This is a genomic window from Delftia sp. (genome assembly GCF_059499305.1).
On record NZ_JCABYI010000030.1, the window covers coordinates 385,964 to 407,620 of the forward strand.

The 21,657-nt window shown below is 63.2% G+C and carries 17 protein-coding genes; 1 reads left to right on the top strand and 16 read right to left on the bottom strand.

The window, feature by feature from the left end:
* Positions 1-29 precede the first annotated feature (29 nt).
* The 4 genes from AC5I49_RS18370 to AC5I49_RS18385 form a co-directional block, all read right to left on the bottom strand.
* Complete coding sequence (locus AC5I49_RS18370) at positions 30-749, bottom strand: response regulator transcription factor (RefSeq protein ID WP_016446445.1); 720 nt, start codon at positions 747-749, stop codon at positions 30-32.
* A gap of 121 nt (positions 750-870) precedes the next feature.
* Complete coding sequence (gene argB, locus AC5I49_RS18375) at positions 871-1,761, bottom strand: acetylglutamate kinase (RefSeq protein ID WP_012203251.1); 891 nt, start codon at positions 1,759-1,761, stop codon at positions 871-873.
* 109 nt (positions 1,762-1,870) lie between these two features.
* On the bottom strand, positions 1,871-2,974 hold the full coding sequence (locus tag AC5I49_RS18380) for a glycosyltransferase family 4 protein (protein ID WP_203401067.1): 1,104 nt from the start codon (positions 2,972-2,974) through the stop codon (positions 1,871-1,873).
* A 5-nt stretch (positions 2,975-2,979) separates the two neighbouring features.
* Positions 2,980-3,753, bottom strand: a complete 774-nt coding sequence (locus AC5I49_RS18385) for a glycosyltransferase family 2 protein (RefSeq protein ID WP_313282829.1) — start codon at positions 3,751-3,753, stop codon at positions 2,980-2,982.
* Between the two features lie 348 nt (positions 3,754-4,101).
* Here AC5I49_RS18385 and AC5I49_RS18390 point away from each other — a divergent pair, with 348 nt between their 5' ends.
* Positions 4,102-7,926: a methyltransferase domain-containing protein gene (locus tag AC5I49_RS18390; protein ID WP_495789700.1), complete on the top strand. Its 3,825-nt coding sequence runs from the start codon at positions 4,102-4,104 to the stop codon at positions 7,924-7,926.
* Between the two features lie 52 nt (positions 7,927-7,978).
* Here the strand turns inward: AC5I49_RS18390 and AC5I49_RS18395 are convergent, their stop codons facing one another.
* From AC5I49_RS18395 to AC5I49_RS18450, 12 genes are all read right to left on the bottom strand, one after another.
* Positions 7,979-8,839, bottom strand: a complete 861-nt coding sequence (locus AC5I49_RS18395; RefSeq protein ID WP_047326198.1) for an SAM-dependent methyltransferase — start codon at positions 8,837-8,839, stop codon at positions 7,979-7,981.
* Positions 8,840-8,880: 41 nt separating this feature from the next.
* Positions 8,881-9,780 carry a class I SAM-dependent methyltransferase gene (locus AC5I49_RS18400; RefSeq protein ID WP_047326199.1) on the bottom strand — a complete coding sequence of 300 codons (900 nt, stop codon included), beginning with the start codon at positions 9,778-9,780 and terminating at the stop codon, positions 8,881-8,883.
* Positions 9,781-9,824: 44 nt separating this feature from the next.
* On the bottom strand, positions 9,825-10,811 hold the full coding sequence (locus tag AC5I49_RS18405) for an acyltransferase (protein ID WP_160310738.1): 987 nt from the start codon (positions 10,809-10,811) through the stop codon (positions 9,825-9,827).
* A 78-nt stretch (positions 10,812-10,889) separates the two neighbouring features.
* On the bottom strand, positions 10,890-12,176 hold the full coding sequence (locus tag AC5I49_RS18410; protein ID WP_047326201.1) for an ABC transporter ATP-binding protein: 1,287 nt from the start codon (positions 12,174-12,176) through the stop codon (positions 10,890-10,892).
* A complete protein-coding gene (locus AC5I49_RS18415; protein ID WP_047326202.1) occupies positions 12,173-12,973 on the bottom strand; it encodes an ABC transporter permease in 801 nt (266 codons plus the stop codon). The genes AC5I49_RS18410 and AC5I49_RS18415 overlap by 4 nt, the downstream gene beginning before the upstream one ends.
* Positions 12,974-13,186: 213 nt before the next feature.
* Positions 13,187-14,098, bottom strand: a complete 912-nt coding sequence (locus AC5I49_RS18420) for a peptidylprolyl isomerase (protein ID WP_209670269.1) — start codon at positions 14,096-14,098, stop codon at positions 13,187-13,189.
* Positions 14,099-14,198: 100 nt separating this feature from the next.
* On the bottom strand, positions 14,199-15,956 hold the full coding sequence (locus AC5I49_RS18425) for a cell surface protein (protein ID WP_495789701.1): 1,758 nt from the start codon (positions 15,954-15,956) through the stop codon (positions 14,199-14,201).
* A gap of 205 nt (positions 15,957-16,161) precedes the next feature.
* A complete protein-coding gene (locus AC5I49_RS18430; RefSeq protein ID WP_209670266.1) occupies positions 16,162-16,599 on the bottom strand; it encodes a hypothetical protein in 438 nt (145 codons plus the stop codon).
* A gap of 74 nt (positions 16,600-16,673) precedes the next feature.
* Positions 16,674-19,175, bottom strand: a complete 2,502-nt coding sequence (gene gspD / locus AC5I49_RS18435) for a type II secretion system secretin GspD (protein WP_495789702.1) — start codon at positions 19,173-19,175, stop codon at positions 16,674-16,676.
* A 22-nt stretch (positions 19,176-19,197) separates the two neighbouring features.
* Positions 19,198-19,893 (bottom strand): hypothetical protein, encoded by a 696-nt coding sequence (locus AC5I49_RS18440; RefSeq protein WP_495789703.1) that lies wholly within the window; start codon positions 19,891-19,893, stop codon positions 19,198-19,200.
* Positions 19,890-20,462 (bottom strand): type II secretion system protein GspM, encoded by a 573-nt coding sequence (gene gspM, locus AC5I49_RS18445; protein WP_209670259.1) that lies wholly within the window; start codon positions 20,460-20,462, stop codon positions 19,890-19,892. Before gspM ends, AC5I49_RS18440 begins: the two co-directional genes overlap by 4 nt.
* Positions 20,459-21,634 (bottom strand): PilN domain-containing protein, encoded by a 1,176-nt coding sequence (locus AC5I49_RS18450; RefSeq protein WP_495789704.1) that lies wholly within the window; start codon positions 21,632-21,634, stop codon positions 20,459-20,461. Before AC5I49_RS18450 ends, gspM begins: the two co-directional genes overlap by 4 nt.
* Between the last annotated feature and the right edge of the window lie 23 nt (positions 21,635-21,657).

Consider the following 21,657-nt stretch of genomic DNA (forward strand, 5'->3'; position numbering starts at 1 on the left):
AGCGCCTGGGGCCATGCGCCATATCCGCATCAGGCAACGGTATGCGAGAGTTCCAGCCGATAGCCGAAGCCCCGGATGGAGCGCAGGGCCACGCCGTGCGGCTCCAGCTTGCTGCGCAGGCGAGAGACATAGACCTCGACCGCATTGGGCGTGATCTCTCGGTCCCAGCCCGTGAGCGCCTGCAGCAGCTTGTCCTTGCTGGCCGGCTTGGGCGCGTGGATCAGCAGGTATTCCAGCACGGTCCATTCGCGCGGGCCCAGGTCGATGGGCAGCAGCTTTCCCTCGCTCTCATCGTCTTGTGCAGGCTGGCGCGCGCCGGCGCGGCGGCCTGCCGTGTCCAGCTCGATGGGACCGAAGCTGAGGACGGCCGATGTGGCTGCCTGTGACCGACGCAGCAGCGCGCGCAGCCGGGCCAGCAGTTCAGGAAGCTCGAAGGGCTTGACCATGTAGTCGTCGGCGCCCTGGTCCAGGCCCTGCACGCGGTCCTGCAGCGCGTCGCGCGCCGTCAGAATCAGCACGGGCATGGCCGAGCTCTCCACCGCGCTGCTGCGCAGGCGGCGCGTGAGCTCCAGCCCGTCGATACCGGGCAGGCCGATGTCGATCACGGCCAGGTCGAAGGCTTCCTGGGCCAGCACCTCCAGGGCGCGCTCGGCACTGCCGACCCAGTCCACGGCATACCCCGCATCGGACAGCCCCAGCTTGATGCCGCTGGCCACCATCACATCGTCTTCCACAAGAAGCAAACGCATATCAAACCTAAAAAACAAAAGCCGCCCAAAGGCGGCTTGCAGCAGACCGGCCCAGGCCGTCAGACCACGCCCGGGCCATGCGCGATGGTAACGCGAACCGCAAAGTCCGCGCCATCGGGCCTCAATGGCTGCGGATCATGGTGCCGTAGGCCTGGTCGGTCAGGATTTCCAGCAGCATGGCATGCGGCACGCGGCCATCGATGATGTGCACGGCGTTGACGCCGGCCTTGGCAGCATCCAGGGCGCCGCTGATCTTGGGCAGCATGCCGCCCGAGATGGTGCCGTCGGCGAACAGGGCGTCGATCTCGCGCGCCGTGAGGTCGGTCAGCAGGCTGCCGGCCTTGTCCAGCACGCCGGGGGTGTTGGTCAGCAGCACCAGCTTTTCGGCCTGCAGCACCGTGGCCAGCTTGCTGGCGACCACGTCGGCGTTGATGTTGTAGCTCTCGTTTTCCTCGCCAAAGCCGATGGGGCTGATCACGGGGATGAAGGCGTCATCCTGCAGCGCGCGCACCACGCTGGGGTCGATGGAGACGATGTCGCCCACCTGGCCCACGTCGTACTCGATGTTCGGATCCTTGTTGTCGACCATCTTGAGCTTGCGTGCGCGGATCAGGCCGCCATCGCGCCCTGTCAGGCCCACGGCCTTGCCACCGGCCTGGTGGATCAGGCCCACGATGTCCTGCTGCACCTCGCCGGCCAGCACCCATTCCACGACTTCCATGGTTTCCGCGTCGGTCACGCGCATGCCCTGGATGAACTCGCCCTTCTTGCCCAGGCGGTTGAGAGCCGTCTCGATTTGCGGCCCGCCGCCATGCACCACCACCGGATTCATGCCCACCAACTTCAGCAGCACCACGTCTTCCGCGAAGTCGGCCTGCAGGGCCGGATCGGTCATGGCGTTGCCGCCATACTTGATGACCATGGTCTTGCCATGGAACTTGCGGATGTAGGGCAGGGCCTGGGCGAGGATTTCGGCCTTGTCGCGGGGGGCAATCGAGAGGATATCGTTCATGGTGCTAGCCCGGGGGCGTGGAAGTAGTCAACAACAAGGCGGGCATTGTGCCGCAACTGCGCGGCAGTGTTGCATGCCCGGATGACGGAACGCCCATGGCGCCCGGTCATCATCCATTGTTCTGCATCCAGCCCGGCAGCTTGAAGCGCACGATGGCCAGATAGGCCACCACGTAGCTGACCACGAACAGCAGGCAGAACCCCACCAGGACCGGTGTATTGCTCCAGAACAGCAGCGCAGGCACCACGGTCAGCAGCGTGAAGGCCCACAGATAGGGGGAGGTCCGGTTATTGCGGCGAAGCATGCGCCGGGCCAGATCATCGTCGAACACGCCGCGCACGATGCGCCGGTAGATAAGCTGGTGGAAATGCAGCGCATCCGCCATGCCCGGCGACATGCCGCGCATCAGCTTGCGGTAAATGGAAAACACCGTCTCCCAGACCGGATAGATCAGCAGCAGCATGGGAAACCATGGAGAGACTGCGGAATTGCGCTGCACCAGGGCGATGCTGGCCAGGGCAATCGCCAGGCCCCAGACATAGGCTCCGCCATCGCCGGCAAACATCATGCCGCGCGGGTAGTTCCAGACCAGGAAGCCGCAGGTGGCGGCGGCCAGCGTCACCAGCATGGCGGCCAGCGTGCGGTCGCCCACCTGCAAGGCCACATGGGCCAGCGCCAGGCAGATGATGGTGGCCACCATGCCCGCCAGCCCGTTGTAGCCGTCGATGATATTGAAGGCATGGGGTAGGCCCGTCAGCGCCAGCACCGCAAGGCCCATGCCCAGCCAGGGCATGGCAGGACCCAGCGCCTGTTCCAGCCAGGGCCAGCCGAGCCGAGGCACGGTGAGGCCGCACAGCAAAACAGCCAGCACGGCGCTCAGCAGGGTCAGCACCAGCCGGTAGCGCACGCTCAGGCGCTGCGAGACATCCTCGATGACGCCGCCGACCACGGCCGGCAGCATGGCAGCCAGGCATACGACGACCCACAGCTGCATGCGCAGCGACGAAGGATCTCCGCGCATGCTCAGCCAGGTGCCGACTCCCCAGGAGACAGCCAGCCCGAGGTACATGGGCACGCCCCCCAGCCGGGGCACCTCGCCCATGTGGAAACGCTGCGGCTTGTCGTATCCGTAGGAGGACGTTGCGGACCGCCGGGCCCAGCGCAGCAGCAGCGCACAGCCGATGAAGGAGACCATGAAGGCCAGTACCGACATCCAGATCACGATGGTTCTCCACGCAGGCTGCGCAGCGATGGCGCTGCCTGCGGCAGGGCCCTGGCCTTGCGGTAGGCCGGCCGGCTCCACAGCCGCAGCAGGCTGGCCACGTGCCATGCGCCATGGCGCAGGCTGCGCCGGCTCGCCCTCTGGCCCGCATGGACCACAGGCAAACCGCCGCGCCTGAGCTCTCCGCCCAGCACCCGCAGGCGAAGGCACAGATCCACATCCTCACAATACATATAGAAACCTTCGTCAAACCCACGCAGCCGCAGCCAGCTGTCCCGGCCCAGCACCAGGCAGGCCGCATTCACCCATTCCACACGCCGCTCCACGCGCCCGCGCAGCTTGCGCCGCAGCAAATTCCACAGCGATGGCAGCTCCCGTTCGAAATCCTGCAGCGCGCCGTCTTCGCCGATCTGCGGGGGATAGGCCAGGGCCAGTCCCGGACGGGCCACCAGCGCCAGAAGGTCTTGCAACGGCTCCTCCTGCTCGCTCCAGAACACATCGGGATTGATCACGCAGACAAACGGCTCCCGTGCGCTCGCCAGCGCCCGGTTGTGGTTGCAGCCGAACCCCAGAGGCTGCGCATTGCGCCGGATCTCCAGCGCAAAGGGCCAGCCGGCCACGGGCGCCTGGGGCTCCGCCTCGGGAATGTTGAGCGTCAACACCACACGGGACACCGGCACAAGGCGCGCCGAAGCCAGGCACTCAAGCAGCCTCTGGATATGAGCGCCATGTCCGTGGCTCACCACCGACACGACCAACGATGAACCCATCAATGCCGCCCTTCAGATCTTCAAATTCCCGCACGGGAATCACGCGCCGCAGAAACGGCGGCACAGAGTATTCCGCCGACGGCCTTCGTCAAGCGTCAGCGGCCATGCCGTAATGCAAAAAAATGCAACAGCCGCGCAATATGTCATTACCCGGCCATGCCATGCAGTCACTGCAGTGGCCGGGATTATGATGCGCGACAATCTGCCGCCCGGACTTCCGGGATTTTTTGCGCCCTGACGTGGGCGCAGCTTGCTGCCCGCTGCGGACTGGCCAAGGCCGTCTGGCATGAATGAATACGGCCGCGGCACCTGCTCCCAGCGGAGAGATTGCCCGGCACCCTTTTTCCTATGACCACACCCATTCCCGATCCCCACGTCTACCTGCGCACTGTCGATCTGAACGAGCGCACGTCGCTGTCCGTGCTGGCCGGCCATGTCCGGGCCCAGGCGCACATACTGGATCTGGGTTGCGGCAGCGGTGCACTTGGAGCCTTTCTCGCCGAGCACAAGCAATGCGTCTGTGATGGCGTCACCCTGAGCCAGGAAGAAGCCCGCCATGCAGCGCCCTTCTACCGCCATGTCCATGTGGCCGACCTGGAGGATTGCGATCTGGACCAGCTCTTCGGCGATGCGCGCTATGACTACATCGTCTGCGCCGACGTGCTGGAGCACCTTCGCCAGCCCGAGCGCATCCTGGCTGCATGCCGCAAGCGGCTGACACCCGAAGGCCGTCTGCTGATCTCCGTACCCAATGCAGGCTACAGCGGCCTGGTGGCAGAACTGCTGCATGGCGAATTCCGCTACCGCGAAGAAGGCCTGCTGGACCGCACCCACCTGCGTTTTTTTACGCGGCGCTCGCTGTCGCGCTTTCTGGCCGAGCAAGGCTGGCAGGTGGACGACATCGACACCATCGAACGGGCGCTCCCCGAATCCGAATTCCGCGTCGCCTACGACAGCCTGCCCCCTGCCGTTGCCCGCCACCTGCTGGCCACGCCCGATGCACTGGCCTACCAGTTCATCGCCAGTGCCGCCCCGGTGGCCCAGGCACAGGCCATCGAGCCGCCGGTGAACTATCCACAGGCACATGCCCTATTCACGGCACAGCTCTACATGGCACGCGCTGGCCGCTATGACGAAGAAAGCAAGCTCTCCACCACGGGCATCATTGGCCAGGCACGCCAGACACTGCGCTTTGCGCTGCCCGACCACAACACTTCACTGAGCCATCTGCGTCTGGACCTGGCCGACCGGCCGGGCTTCATACACCTGCACCGGCTGGCCTTGCTCGATGCGCAAGGCGCCGTCGTCTGGCAATGGCTGCCCGAGGATTCGGACGCTGCCCTGCTGGGGCAACGCCCGCATCATCAGCTCGTGTGGAATGGACTTCATCCGGCAGGCGCCTTCTCGCTGATGCTGCTTCTGACCGGCGATGACCCCTGGTTCGAACTGCCCATTCCCGCAGAAACCCTGGCTGCACTGCGTGGCGCCTCGCTGGAGATCGAGATGGGATGGCCCATGTCGGCCGACTATCTGGCGCTGGCGGGCGCCGTGCAGCCGCTTGAACGGCAGATCGCGCAGGAGCGCAGCCGGGCCAATGATCTGCAGGATCAACTGCACACCCAGCAACTGGTGCATGAACAGCAACATGCGGAAACCCTTAGCCGGCTCGCCAATGAGCTTCAAGGACTGAATGTTGAGATTCAGCACAAGAGTGACTCCATCAAGGGCCTTTCGCATCGAAATGCTCTGCTAGAAGAGAGCCACGCGGCACAAAGCAAGGAACGCGCCATCTGGCAGCAGGAGGCCACCCGCGTGCAGCGGGACTTCGCGCGCCTGGAGCAGCACCTGCGCGATATAGAGAACTCCACCGTCTTCCGGGCCACGCGCCCTCTCGTCCACGCCAAGATGCGCATTGACCGCCTGCTGGGCCGCACGCCCGTGCCTGCCCCTGTCCTCCACACACCCGTGCCCCAGCCGATGCCGCAGCAGCCCGTCGATGTGATCGTGCCCGTGTACCGCGGCCTGGACGACACGCGCAACTGCATCGAATCCGTTCTGGCCAGCCCCTGCCGCACGCACTGGCAACTCGTGGTCATCAACGATGCCAGCCCGGAGCCCGAAGTCACGGCCTGGCTGCGCGAGAAGGCTGCGCAGGAGCCCCGCATCACTTTGCTGGAGAACGAGGAGAACCTCGGCTTCGTCGGCACCGTCAACTGCGGCATGGCGCTGAACACCGCCCATGACGTGCTGCTGCTCAACAGCGACACCGTGGTTGCCAATGACTGGCTGGACCGCATCCGCCAGGCTGCCTACGGAGATGCACGCATCGCCTCCGTCACGCCGTTTTCCAACAACGCCACCATCTGCAGCTACCCGCGCTTTTGCGAGGGCAACGACCTGCCGCCCGGCATGGATACGGCCGCCATCGACGCACTGTGCGCGCGCACCAATCCCGGCCAGGTGGTGGACGTGCCGACCGGCGTGGGCTTTTGCATGTACATCCGCCGCGACAGCCTGAACGCCGTCGGCCTGTTCGACACCGAGCACTTCGGCAAGGGCTATGGCGAGGAAAACGACTTCTGCCAGCGTGCCGCAGCCGCTGGCTGGCGCAACCTGCATCTGCTGGACACCTTCGTGCTGCACACAGGCGGCGTGAGCTTCGGAGAAAGCAAGAGCCCGCGTGAACGTGCCGCCATGGAAACCCTGCGCAGGCTGCATCCGCGCTACGAAGCCGATGTCATGGCCTTCGTCCAGGCGGATCCCGCATGTACGGCTCGCTTGGCAATTGATGTGGCTCGCCTGCAGGCAGACGCCGCGCACCTGCCGGTGGTGCTTTCCGTCCTGCATGATCGAGCGGGCGGCACCGTTCGCCATGTGCGCGAACTGGCGCAGCATCTGCAAGGCAAGGCCCTGTTCCTGACCCTGTCTCCTGCTGCAGGCGGCGCCGTGGTGCTGCGCCGCGCCGAAGAGAAAGAAGCCTTCGAGCTGGCCTTCCGCGTCGCCGACCAGATGGAGGAACTGGTGCAGGCCCTGCGCCAGCTTGGCGTGGTGCATGTGCACTACCAGCACCTGCTGGGCCACAGCGAAGCCATCCTGGACCTTCCCGCCCGCCTGGGTGCGGCCTATGACTTCACGACCCACGACTTCTACACCTACTGCAAGAACATATCGCTGACCGGCATAGACAACCGCTACATCGAACCGACACATGAAGGAGAGTGCGGCTGCTGCGAACCGGGAGACACCGCCCCCTACGCAGGCACCGTAGCCCAGTGGCGCCATCGCAATGCGCTGCTGCTGAACAATGCACGCCATGTACTCGCGCCCAGCCAGGACACGGCCGGCCGGATCGCCGGCTTCGCGCCCGGCGCGCGTGTCCAGGCGGTTGCCCACACCGACCTGCCGGCACAGCTGCCGGCTCCAACGGCGCGACCATTGGCCGAGACAGCCCCGCTCAAAGTCGTGGTCTTGGGTGCCATGAGCGCCATCAAGGGCGCCGACGTGCTGGAAGCCGTGGCGCAGGAGGCCGCCAAGCGTGGCGCACCCGTAGAGTTCCACTTGCTGGGCTACGGCTACCGCAGCCTGCAGACCCAGCCGCGCGCTCGCCTGACCGTGCATGGCGCCTACAAGGAAGAGGAGCTGCCTGCGCTGCTGGAGTGGCTGCAGCCCGACCTGGCCTGGTTCCCTGCGCAATGGCCGGAGACCTATAGCTACACGCTCAGCGCGTGCCTGGCTTCTGGCCTGCCTATCGTCGGCCCCGATATCGGTGCGTTTCCGGAGCGTCTTGCCGGGCGTGAATGGTCATGGGTCCACGCCTGGGATGCCAGCCCTGCACAATGGCTGGATTTCTTCGCCAAGGTACGTCAGGCGCATTTCATCGCCTCACAGGCACCGGCAACTCCTCCTGCGTCAGACATGCCGCAGGCGCTGGCTGGCGAAGCCTTCTATGGGCAAAGCTACCTGAAAGGCCTTCAGCCTTGCGAACAGGCCGTGCTCCAGCCCCTGCCCCAGGTTTTTCTGGCAACGCATCGCCTGCAGCGCGAAACCCATGTGGCCAGCTCAATGGCATTGGCCGCCCTGGCACGGTTGCGCTCCATGCCAGTCCTGCGCGGCGTGGCCAGGTGCATCCCCGCGCACTGGCAGCGGCGTGTCAAGAACTGGCTGCAGGCCTGAGCCCTGGACCATGAATTCGCAGGCGCCGCCAAGATGCCAAGGCCTGCGCAGTTCAGGACTTGCCCAGCAACAGCAAGATCTCGTTATTGCGCAACCAATCCTCGGGATATCGTCCCTGCAGCGCCTGCGGAACGGGCATATCGACATGGCGCCGCTCCTCGCGCAGCACGTCGAAGCCGGCCTGCCGGGCGATATCGATCAGCTCATCGGCAGTGAGTCGGTTCAGCGCCTGGTACTCCTTGAAGACAAAGCGCTTGTAACCATCGACACCGAAATCGGCAAAGCCGAAATCCACCTCGGCAGCATCCAACGGACCTTCATGCTTGTCGATGATGCTCCATAGCTCCTCTTCCGAAGCCATCAGGTGGTGCCAAGGTACATCGTCATAGCGGCGCAGATGCGAGCCCCAGGGCGAATGGAACAGCGGCTCAATCTGCAGGAAGAACACCCCGCCAGGGCGCAGGCAGGCGTGCAGGTCCGCCAGAATCGGCAGCACCTTGTCGCGCTGCACATGCTCAAAGGTGGACCAACTGAGCAATCCATCGTAATTTGCATGGCGCCCCGCCAGTGGCGAATTGGGCACGATGGTCTCAAAGCTCAGCGCTGCAGGAATGCGCGACATGCCCAATTGCTCTCGCGCGATGCGCGGCAGCTTGGCGTATTCCTGGCGGATGTCGATGCCGTGGATGGACGTCGCACCATGGCGCAATACCAGGGCCAGATCGGTAATGCCATCGCCGCAGCCGAAATTCAGCAGCCGAGCCTTGGACAGATCCAGCGCCCGACCCAGCCAATCATGCGCCAGATCTGCAGCATAGTTGAAATGTGCACGAAACCATTCATCCGTGATCTTGCCGGCATCCCATGGCGCCAGGCCGAACAGTCTCTCCTGCAAGCGCAGCTTCCAACTCATGCAATCGTCCTCTTTGTTCTATCAAATGGCCTGGCTGCCGTTCACAGCCGTTGAAGCACATAGGCATCCTGGTGGTTCCAGAAATGCACCAGTGAACGATGGCGCAAGGCATCACTGCCCCAGGTTTCGGCAATGCGCTCCAGCACGAAACGCTCCGAGGTGAACGCCGTGCCGTACTCATTGGCATCAATGGCATTCGATTCGCTGGACGGTGCGAAGAAAAAACCGTCATCGTCCAGTGTCACACTATCGAAATCCGCAGCCTTCACGCCATGGGTGCTGAACACCAGCAGACCACCCGGCGCCACCGCATCGCGCAGCACCTGCAGCCATCGCGTCCAGGTCGAGCGCGGCAGATGGCTGAACAGCGACAGTACAAACACCAGCTCGTACTGCTGAGGCCAGCGTACCTGCTCCGGCACGCTGGCCGACGCAAAGCCCTGCACACCGAAGGTCTGCCTGGAAAAGTCCACGGCATCGATCACGATGTCCGAGACCGTGACCCGTTCCGCACCCAGTGCCTTGACCAGGTGCCGTGTGAAGCGGCCATGGCCGCTGGCGAACTCCAGCACGCTGGCCGTGTGCAGCAAGGGCTTGTCCACTGCCTCCAGCAGCAGCATCAGCTCCGACAGCGTGCGCCAACCATCAGCGAAGTAGTCGCGCAGCGGATTGCGGCTGGAGGGATGTCCACGGAAGAAGCCAAAGATATCGTCCTGTGGCGAGATCCTGCACTCAAGCCCCATGATGTTGGAGAACGAGCCCACAAGGCCATGGGTCTCGATCAGCTCATGAGCCTGCAGCAGCGCATCGTTTTCGCTTCGTGCGCGAAGCAGTACCTGGGCAGCGCCAGCCCTGTCTCCCTGCTCCAGCAGTTGGCTGGCTTCTTTCAGCAGACGTTGCCCTTCGCTCAAATCCGTGGGCAGAGAACTCGTTGTATTCATTGAACTATCCGGGAGAGTTGTGTGCAAAGGCCGAAAAACCGACTTCAGCTCACCAGGCGCCGCAGCGGTGGAAGAGAAAAAAGCGCCAGCGATGTCACCGCAGACAGCGCAAACACCAGCAGCGTCATCAAAGGCCAGTAACTGCCGGCTTGTGCAAGACCATAGCCCCAACGTGCCAGCATATCGATCCAGAAGGGGTGAATGGCATAGATGCCCAAAGTGGCCTTGCCCAGGTGATTGACCCAGGCCGGCACCCTGTGCGCGGGAAAGCGAAGTGCCAGCAAGAAAACGCAGAAGGTCAGCATCATCGCAAACGGGCTGCGATTGCTGTAGAAGAGCACGAAGGCCCACTCCTTGAGCGCCGGGTAAAGCAATGCCACACCCCCTGCCATGCCCGCAATCGCCAGGATCACGCCCAGCCACAATTGCCATGACGTCAGGCGCACCTGGCGCCTGAGCAGATAGTAGCCACCGAGGAAATAGACGATAAACAGGGGAGCAAGCCCGATGAAGCTGGCATGCGAGGTCTTCTGCAGCGTCTGTGCGATGGAGACAAACCACGTCATGCCCGCTGCCACTGCCAAGAGATGGCGCCATCCCGGGCCATCCCCCACGCCCAGCACCGCATAGCGCATGGCAGGCATCATCAGGTACAGGCCCAGCATCATGTACATGAACCACAGGTGGTACCAGGGGCTGCCCAGCACCACATCCTGCACGATGCCCGCCCAGGTCATTCCGCCCCACATCCACTGGCGCCAAGCGAAATAGAACACCGACCAGAACAGCAGCGCCGGCAGCAGCCGGGACAGGCGTTGGCCCACCATGCCCCAGGGATCACGTTCGGCAGGCCGCGCCAACAGCACCGCCCCGCCCACCATCACAAACATGGAACTGCCCAGGCGCCCGGCCGCGTCTCCGATATTGGCAACCCACCAACCCAGGCTGTGCAAGTCGACCTGCGACACCCGCAGCACTGCCGTATGCACCATGATCACGCCGAACGATGCCAGTACCTTGAGCAGATTCAAGCGTGGATCAACACCCGACCTGGCCTCGCCAGCGGGCGGCGCGTGCTGCTGTGATCGTGCCGACTCCTGCGCCATCGTTCAGTTCCAGTGATGAGGAAGGCGCACCAATCCAGGCAGCGGCTTCGGGAAGATGAAGCGCAGATGCAGGAACTGGAACCATTCGTCATAGACGGCAAGACCTGTCTCATCGAACAGGAAGGCACTGATTACATAGTCGCCGCTGTGCAGAGGCAGTTCGGGGAAGGTCAATACCGTCTGCCAGGTTCCATCAGGCAATTGCCGCGGAAAAGCGCCATCTTCGTGGGTGGCCAGGGAGGTGATTCCCACTCCCTTGGACTGCTCGATCATGAAGCCTATGTGCGGGCGCTCCTCCCCGCGTCCACGCGCCGTGATGGTCACCACCAGATCCTGGCTCTGCAGCAGGCCAGGCTGATCGCCCTCAGGCTCGGCCAGATCCTTCACATCCACCGACAGGATACAGGCCGTGCCGCTGTCCACGGCAGCCACGGGCCCCGATGGCGGAGCCTCTGCCTCATGCGCCGTTGCCTGCTCACGCCCGCCTGCCCCCTCGGATGCAGCAGCACCTTCCAGCGCTTGCTGCTCGCGCTCCTGGCGCTCGCGTGTGTGCATATCGTAGGCAGCAAGCACCTGCTCGGTATCGCCGAACTGCGCCACCTGCCCCCCACGCAGCCACAGTGCAGCGTCGCAGAGATGGCGGATGTGGTACGGACTGTGGGAGCAGAACAGGATAGTGCAGCCGCTGTTGCGGAAGGCCATGATGCGTTCGATGCATTTCTTCTGGAAATGCTGGTCACCCACGGCCAATGCTTCATCGATGATCAGCACATCGGGTTGCACCGCCGTCACCAGCGCAAACGCCAGGCGCACGGTCATGCCCGAGGAATAGGTCTTGACCGGGCGCTCCATCGCCTCGCCCAGCTCGGCGAAGGCAGCAATCTCGGGCTCCAGCTCGCGCATGCGCTCGGGGCTGATGCCGATCAGGCTGCCGCCGAAATACAGATTGTCACGGCCGCTGAAATCAGGATGGAACCCGGCGCCCAGCTCCAGAATGGCCGTCACCCGGCCCACGCGTTCGATCTTTCCGCAGCTCGGCTGCAAGGTACCTGCCAACAGCTTGAGCAGCGAACTCTTGCCTGCGCCGTTGTCGCCAATCACGCCAATGCACTGGCCGCGGTGCAGTTCGAACGACACATCGCGCAGCGCCCAATGGCTGCGGTGCGTGGCGGTTCCTGTCAGCAGCGCCTTGAACCGCGCGCGCGGCGACGGATATAGCTTGTATTCCTTGCCCAGGTCGCGCACGCGCAAAACCAGGTCTTCGGGCAGCTCGACATGCTTGGCGTTCATAGCCAGTCCACCAATTGATCGCGGCTGCGCCGCACCAGGCCGTTCAGGAGCACGGCCAGCACCAGCAGCCAAGCGCCCAGGGCCACCCACACCGCAAGCTGGGGCCACAGGCCCTGCAGCAGCACATTCTGGTAGCCCAGCACCAGCGCCGTCATGGGATTGGCCCAGAGCACCCAACGCCAACGCTCGGGGAACAGCGTGAGCGGAAACAGGATGGGCGACAGGTAAATACCCACCGACAGCAGGAAGGTCACCAACTGCCCCACATCCCGCAGCGCCGCCGTCAGGATGGCCAGCGCATAGGCCAGCAGCGCGCACAGCAGCAACTGGCCCAGCAGCAGCGGCGCCAGGGCCAGCATCGAGGTGTTCAATCCATGCTGGGGCAGATAGGCCAGTGCCACCAGCACCAGCAAGGGCCCGAAGATCACGCTGCTGGCCAGCACGGCCCGCATGGGAAACAGCACGGGTGGCAGCGCGTTCTTCTGCAGAATACCTCCCGCCTCGATCAGGCTGTTCATGCCACGTGCCGTGGCGTCGCAGAACGCCATCCAGGGCAAGGCGCCCACGACCAGGAACGCGCCCACGGCATGCGTGGGCGCGTTGTCGCCCAGGCGCATGGAGAACACCACGTCGAACACGAGATAGTAGGCAGCCACCGTGAGCAGGGGCTGCAGATAGGGCCAGAGCACGCCTGCGGCCGTGCCCGCATGGCGAGCCGCCACTTCGCGCCGGGTCATCACCCACAGCAGGCTGCGGGCCTGCCACAGCGCGCGGCATTCGCCGAATAAAGAGTACATGCGTTGTTATGCGACAAGTGCCGCCCACGTCGCATGGCGACGCAGCGGCACTTCGTTCATGCCAAACCCGGCATTTTCGCGCAAGACGCCGGGTCTGTGCCTGCCTTTATGGGGCTGTCCAGGCAAAGAGTGTCAGTTTTTGCTGCCTGTGCGAGCAACGCAGCTTCACTCGATCGCGCAAGACAGGACTGCAGCAGTCCTGCCCCAATGGCTTCAGGGCTTTTTCACGCTTTCGCTGAAGCTGCGAATGGCATCGGTATGCGGCTTGGCCGCTGCACGCAGCTTGTCGGCCTCTGCGGTGATGGCGTCCTGCGCTGCCTTGTCCTGCACTTCAGCCAGCAACTGCTCGCGCACTTCCAGATACGGCTTGGTGCCAGCGGGCTTGCGGCCTTCCAGGCGCAGGATATGGTAGCCAAACTGGGTCTTGACCAAGTCGCTGAGCGCACCGGGCTTGTCCAGCGCAAAGGCCACCTTGTCGAACTCGGGCACCATGCGGCCCCGGCTGAAATAACCCAGATCACCGCCCTTGGCGCCACTGCCCTTGTCGGCAGAATTCGCCTTGGCCAGCTCAGCGAAGTCGGCACCTGTCTTGAGCTGTGCCAGCAGTTCCTCGGCCTTGGCCTTGGATTCGGGGGTATCGCCGGCGATCAAGATGTGGCGCACCTGCACCTGCTCGGGCATCTCAAAGCGCTCGGGCTTGGCGTTGTAGAGGCTGCGGGCCTGGGCCTCTGCCACCTGGGCAGGCAGGCGGCTGCGCTCGCGCACCTGTTCTATCCAAGCATCCGATAGCACCTTGTCGCGCGCCAGGCGCAGCACGGCCTGCACTTCGGGCGTCTTGCCCAGGCCCTGCTTTTCGGCATCATCTGCCAAGGCACGGCGCACATAGAGATTCGAGACGATCTGCTGCACCTGCTGCGGCTGGGACAGGATCACGGGGCGCACATCCTCCGGCATGCGCTGGGCATCGGCATTGACGTCGGCCGTGGTGATGCGGGTGGCGGGGCCGTCCATCAGCAGCCTGGCCTCGTCGGCCCAGGCCGGGGCACCGCCCAGGCCACCGGCCACCAGGGCCAGCGCCAGGCAAACGCGCGACAGGGGGAAGGCAGAAGTCTTGGTCACTTGCATAGTTGGCGTCTTTTCGTCAGTACAAATAAAAAAAGCGGGACTTTCGTCCCGCTTTTTTGAGTGCTACTTAGGCTTTAAGTTGCTTGCTCACGCAAACAAATTAACGCACATAGCGGTGGGGCCAGGTGATGCCGTAGGTGCCCGAGAAGCCTGCGCCAGCGCTGGGGTTGGTCAGCTTGATGAAGGCGGAACCCAGGATAGGCAGACCGTTGTCACCATTGGTGGTGGCAATGTTGGCCCAGCCGCGCTTGGAGACGGGGTTCTTGATGCCTTGGAAGGCAACGGAAGCACCCAGCACCGACACGTCGGATTGAGCCACGCCGAACTTCAGCACGCTGGTTTCGCCGCAGAACGAGGTCTTGGACGAAGGAGCGGGCGACAGATCGAAATCATCGCTCTTGACTTCTTCTTCACGACCGTAGGTCACGATGCCGTTGGCATCCACGCAGATACGTGCGTCGCCCTTGGCGGTAGCTGCATCCAGCTTGGCGTTGCCAGTGTGGAAGAAGGCGGTACCACCAGCGCCCAGGATCTGCTCCGTGAACACGGTTTGTGCGGCAGCAGCAGGGTCGTTGTTGTATGCCAGGGCCACGCTATAACGGCGGGTAGGCATGGAGAACACCCAGTCGGTCTTGCCGGAGATGCTGACATCGTTGGCGTACTGGTTGATCACGTTCTTCGTGGCCACGGCCGACGTCAGAGCGGCAGCTTGCACGACAGGCGACACCTTGGCAACGCCACCAGCCGTCACCAGGTAAGGCGTCGACATGTCGGGCAGGTCGTTCAGGTTGGCGCGGATGAACGGGTCATCGGTCGTGGCAATAGGGTTGGTCACAGTGCCTGCGGGCAGCTTGCCGAAACCAATGTTCGAGCCGTTGGACTTCAGCAGCAGCGGGTCAGCCGTAGCGTCGTTCACAACCACGAGAGCATCTGCAGCGCTGCTGGACTTCTGTTGGAACACAACGAAGTTGCCCAGGGCAGCCTTGCCAGCGTCGTCCGTAGCAGTCACAGCGGTAGCCGCGCCGGAGAACGTGGTGGTCTGGGGCACATTCATGATGTACCAGTCAGCCATCAGACCGGTGGAAGGAGCAGTCATGCCCTTCTTGGCGATCTCGGCTTCCAGGGTGTACTCGCCGTTCAGCAGAACGTCCTTCAGCACCGTCGTGTCGCAAGCAGCAACGCCAGAAGCGTTGTGCTTGATGGTCTTGTACAGATCGGACTCAGCAGTGAAGGCAGTGGCGTAGGTCTTGCTGTCCTTCTTCGGGATGTCAGCCATGTTGAAGATTTCAACATAGCCTTCACGCGTGCCGTTGGCCGCAGCGTCAGCCGACAGCTTGGGGTTCAGGCGGCCGGTCGTGGAGTTGAAGTAGCCAGCGGTACCAGCAGTCGTACGTGCGGGCACGTCGCTGAAGCTCTCGTCCAGAGCCACGGGGCGCGAACGCAGTGCGGGCAGCGTGCAGGTGTTGTCGAAGGTCGTCAGTTGCAGACGGCCATCGGGACCTTGGGCCACGGCAGCGGTCCACACGTCCTGGGGCGACAGCAGGACTTGGAAGTCCAGCAGGTCGTCAGAGTTGGCGGCGCCACGGAAACGCACCTTCACGGCCTTGCCGTTCTGGGTGTCGGTGTTCACCAGGTGCAGCACGGACATGTTGCCGTTCTGTGCATTGAAGTAAGGCACCACCAGGTTGTGGCCCGTGCCGCCTTCGGTCACTTGGAACTTCGTGGCGTTGGTGACGCCGATGCCGGTGGAACGGTCAGCGGCAACCTTGCCTTGAACGACGTCAGCCGAAGCCACGCCGGCGAAGCCCAGGCCACCAACCATGGCAGCAATGCTCAGGGCCAGAACATTTTTCTTCATAAGAACTATCTCCAGTAAAAAAGATAAGGTAGTTGCAACCACCACGATTGATCGCCGGGGAATCGTAGCACAGCCAGTTACGCCCCTATATGGCTTTTTCAGGGCGCCCAAGCGAGCTTTTGCGAAAAAAACAACACTTGCCTGGCCAGCTGCGGTACAGGGACGGCGAATTATCCCAGACATTTACACACAAGGGTAGCGGAACTTACTCCATGAACAGCCACCACTGGCCGTCCTCGCTGACCCAGGTTTCATAGATGCTCAGAGGCACCTCGGCATCGCCCATCATGGGGACCTTGGTCCTGTAGTTGCGCAGCACCTTGCAGCGAGTTTCCTCGCACTTGGCGGAGACCAGGTCCCCGCCCCTGAGTACGGTGGCGGCGCCTTGCTCCAGGCGGAAGCGCTCCTGGTTCTTGACGGCGCGGTAGGAAGGCGCCAGCAAGGCGTAAGCCTTGTCCACTTCACCGGCCTGGCGTGCCTTCAGGTAGGCGGCAGAGCGCTGGGTCACCTGCGCCTCGGGGCTCTGGTCCTGTGCACCGGTGGTGGCACAGCCTGCCAGGGCTGCGGCGCAGGCCAGGCCGGCGCCCCATTGCAGCCAGCGCGAACGCGCGGCCAGAGGAAAAGGGAATGTCGAGTGCTTCATGCGGTTTTTCTCTCCGGGAAAAGGGGAATTGGAGGCCTGGGGCGCTCAAATGTTCCTGATTGATTGCTCAATACTCAAGGCACGGCAGGTGTGAGCGGCCCCACCTCGACCGAGCTTGGAGTCTTGAGCAACGGCGCAAGAGAGCGCATCCGCTCACGCAGATCGTCGCTAACTTCACGCAAGTCAATGTCTGTACGTACCACGCGCGGGGTGATGATGACGATCAGCTCAGTGCGTGCACCCGAGTTGTTGGTGGAGCCGAACAAATTACCGACAACCGGCAGGTCATACAAATAGGGAATGCCAGAGCGACCTTCGCTAGAGTTTTCCTGAATCAGACCGCCCATAACGATGGACTCCCCAGAGCGCACTGCAACACGACTGGATATCTGGCGTTGCAGGAACGAGCGCTGCTGGGTCACTTCATCCTTACCACCAACATCCGTGACCGACTGGTTCACCGTCATGGTGACAAGATTGCCGGCGTTGACAGAAGGCGTGACCTGCAAGTTCACGCCGGTATCCTTGTATTGGTAATTTATAGAGGTGCCAACATTCACGGCGGAAGTGGAGCCAGCCTGATAGGGCTGCTGTGTTCCAACCGAAATTGCAGCCGTATGGTTGTCCAGAACGGTCACCGTAGGGCTGGCCACCACTTTGACCTGCGTCTTGCCAGCAAGCGCCGTGAGTACGGCCTTGATGTTGCCCAGGGAGTTCTTGAGCGTGTAATTAAATCCTTGACCCAGTGTGATGGCATCCTCTGTCAACTGGCCCGCCGAATTCATGCCGGCCGCGCCTGGCGGCGGCTTTTCGCCGCCGGCACTGAGCAGGCCACCGTTGCCGCTGTAGCCCTTGTTTCCCACATCGCCGCTGAAGGCCCATTGCAGCCCATAACGCAGTGTGTCATTTAGCGTGACTTCCACGATGCTGGCCTCAATCAAGACCTGCGTTGGCGGCAAGTCCAGCTTCTTGAGAGTGGATTCGATGCGCTCGAATTCCGCTGGCGTGCCCCAGACCAGCACGGTGTTGTTGAGTTCGTCCGCCATGACACGGATACTGCCCAGGTTGGCACCGACGGCACCCTGACTGCCTGGCTGCCCCATCGTCCCCGACTGTCCAAAGCCCGTATTGCTGCTCACGCGTTGGCCAGAACCGAAGTTGCTGCCGCCGAAGCCGCTATTGCCGAAGCCGCTATTGCCAAAGCCACTTCCTCCGAAGCCGCTATTGCCAAAGCCGCTGTTACTGCCGAAACCGCTGTTGCCGAAGCTGCTGTTCCCAAAACCGCTATTGCCAAAGCTGTTGTTCCCGAAGCCACTGCCACTGGTGGAAGTGCCCAAGCCAGGGGCTACACCGCTGTTGGCAGTAGCCCCCGCCATCGCGCCCCCAAAAATGCCCGCCAGCACGCCCGCCAGATGGCGGGCATTGCCGTTTTGCACTCGATAGATGTTCAACTGGGGCTGGGACCCCCCGGAACCAGGTTGATCCAGCTTGGCAATCCATCGCCGTGCTTCGTCCAGATAGGCAGCGCGCGGCGTGATCACAAGGATGCTGTTGAGGCGCTCGATGGGCATGATGCGCAGGGCACCAAACAAGGGATTGCCTTCCGTCAAGGCGGTGGCGCCCCCAGATGCGCCCGCTCCGCCGGCAATCGCACCTGTACCGACGGCCCCTGGGCGCACGGCGCTCGCTGCCCCGGGTGCCACACCCGGCGCAGCTGCACCGCCAGCCCCTGCACCGCCATTCATGATCTGCAGTGCAGCGCTGACCTCCTGAATGGAAACGTACTTCAGGGGAAAGACCCCCACAGACATGCCTTCCAGTAGATTGACGTCAAAGGTCCGCACCATGTCGAGCCAGCCTTCGGCCTGAGCGCGCGATCCGGCCATGACCAGCAGGTTGCGGATGTTGTCCACCCGCAGGATGGCATCGCCGGGAACCATGGGCCGCAGGATGGCGGCCATCTCGTTGGCGCCGATGTACTGCAGCGGCACGATGATGGTGCCGTAGCCCGGCGCCAGAGGCTTGTCTGACACGGCCTGGCGCACGGTGGCGCCGATGCTCTTGAGCGCATCGACCCGGCCCACATGGTAGGTGCCACGCGCATCGCGCACCATGGCCAGGCCATTGGCCTGCAGTGCGGTTTCGAGCAGGTTGAGCGCCTGGTCTGCAGGAATGGTGCTGCGCGTGCTCAGCGTGATGTTGCCCGTGATGGGGGGGTGCAGCACGTAGTCGAGCGACAGGATGTCCCCCAGCACGGTGCGCACCACCTGCGACAGCGGGGCATCCTCGAAATTGAGCTTGACGGGCTTGCCCTCCACGGCCGGAAAGCTCTTGGCCTCAGCCAGCAGCTTGCCGGTGCCGTCCAGGATGCGGGGCTTGGCACTGTCCGCACTTTCGGACTTCTTGCCTTTTGCCGCATCCGCCTCATCGTCCGGCAGGAATACATAGTCCGACTGCCGGGTGTCGTCGCGGAAGTGGCTGACGAAGTTGTTCTTGGCAGGCTGCGCGCAGGCCAGCAGCAACTGGCACACGGCAAGTGCCAATGCGGTTCGGATAGGTCGATTAGTCAGTTGCATAGGATGTGTTAGGTGAGTTCTTTCAATTGCGGCGGCGGGGCAGATTGGGGCCTCCACCCAGGGAGGCCTCTCCTCCCGCACCCGGCCGGGGCGGCTCGGGGCGTTCAGCGGCAGCGTTGTTGTTCGAGCCACCGTCAGGGGCGGTGCCGGACGCGCCAGCAGAAGGCCGCGGCAAGCGTGCACCCGCAGGCAGTGCAGGGGCCTTGTCCAGCGCAGCCTTGGTCAAAGTGAGAGAGCGGCGGGTTTCCCCGCGTCCGATCTCGATCCCGCGGCCCTGGATGCTCAGCAGCTTCCAGCCATCCAGGGACTGGTTGAGCATCAGGCGCTGCTCCTTGCCGCCGTACACGATGATGGCGCCGGAGACGCTTCCATCGAAAAGGCCCGTGACCTTGGCCTGGGACCATTGATCCTGCTCGGGAGGCGGTTCCGCGTCCACTTTCTTCGGCGGGGGTGGGGGCGGCGGCGGTCGGCGGCTCATCGCAAACAATGGCCGCTCCTGCATTTGCAGCAGTTGGCGATCATCCTCGGCGTCAGGTGCTTTCCTGGATGGCTGCGGCTGCAGCAGTGACTCGATATCCGCCTTGATGGCCTGCGGCGGCTGCCAGCGGCTGTCTCTGATGTCGCCCTGCGGAGTGAGCCATGCCCATGCCAGCGCACCGCACATTGCCACCTGGGCGCCAGCAAGACTCCAGCCCAGCCAATTGATGGGGTGCTTCACGATGTCTTGCTCCGGAGAATGCTGAAGGTGAGCTGGGCACTGAACTTGGGCGCCGCTTTCGTGTCGTTGGTCTGAAGAGATCCCATGAGGTTGATTTCAACGTTGTCCAGCCAGACGGTGGGACTGATGTCCTTCAAGGACAGTAGCCCCATCTGCATGGCTGGCCAGTCGCCCTCGACGGTAGTGACGACATCGATGCGCTCGAAAGGCCCTTCTTCGGGATTCGGCCGCACCTGGCTGCTGACCACCGTCAGACCAGCACGGTCAAGGGCCGAGCGCAGGCTTTGCTGCACGATGTTGCCCGTCTGCGTGGCATCGTTCTCGCCCGGATAGACATGGCGCGCCTTGACGCTGCCTATGCGCTCAAGCATCTGCTGTATTTCCTCCTCCTGGGCCTGCAGACCCAGCAGGCGCGCATAGCGCGGCTCCAGCGTATCGAGTTGCTCCTGGGCCCATTGGTGACGCTCATTCACCCAAAAAGCCAGCAAAACCATGGGCACCAGCACCAATACAACAGGCACAGCCAGCAGCGCCAGCTGGCGCAACGACAGTTTTGCACTAGTGCTCATGCGCCCTCCTTTGCGGAGGCTGGAGCATTCGGAGCATCAACATCCGAGGGCTTCTTTTCTGCATCTGCATCGGCTGCAGTCGCAGCGGGGGCCGCATACAAACCCAGAACCGCAGGATCAATCACAGCTTCCAGAGTAAAGCTCTCCTTGTTGGAGCGAGTGGGCCTCGTGACCGCACTGGGCAGCCGTACCTCACTGAAGCCCGCTTGCTTGGACAGCTTGGATACGACATCGGATGCGTTGTCGCTAAGACCTACGATGGTGAGTTTGTTGCCAGCGAACTTGATCCGCTGGACGGCCGTGTCGTCCGGCAGCAGCTCCGTCAGCAGAGCCAATACGCGCAGATGGTCAACCTGCTGCTGCTGGCGCGCCAGCAGGTCTGCGACGCTCTGCGATTCGTCCACCGCCGCCTGGCGCTTGGCCACGACTTCGGAAGATGCCTGGGAAAGCCGCTTGAGCTGATCGCTGGCATCCAGGGCCCTCAACCGCAACTGCAGCGTGGGAGTGACTGCCAGTGCAATGGCCAAGGCGATGGCCCCCCCCAGGCCCAGCATTATCCACATGCGCTGGCGCGCCTCGCGGCCGAAACGGCGCGACTCGCCAAATCCCTGGAGCAGTACGGGGCTGGACAGCGACGAGGCCCAGACCTCTGGAGCCATGCCCTGGGGAAGGCGCTGAGCCTGTTCCTGCAGCACTTTGGCAACCAGATCCTGCGATGTGATCACCACATCAACCTGTTGCATGCCTGCAGAGTCAGACCCGGCATCAGGTCGCAGCGCATAGCCCCAAAGCGTTTGCACAGCAGCAAATGGCGACATGGTCTGCACGTCTAGCGCCACCGCACTGTGCAACGCTTGCGGCGACAGGCGAGGTAGCCGCAGCGTACGCGCCAGCACCAGGTCTGGCGACAGCAGCACGCCAGCATAGGCAGCAGATGTAGAAACATCTCCTTGCCCCGCATCCGACAAGGTCAGTGAATGGCCACGCACCCAGGCCGAATGCGTCTGCCGCTGACCTGTACCGTCTGTGCTCACGATCTGCATGCGCGCGGCAGGCAGACAGCGGCGCAGCCAGGGCAATTGGGTCAATTGCTGCCAGGCGTCGCGAAATTGCCCGCCCAGTGAACTCAGATCGAGGCCGAAAAATTTGGCATCGGATGTCAGCAAGGCCATGCATCCCGCCGTTGTTGTAATGG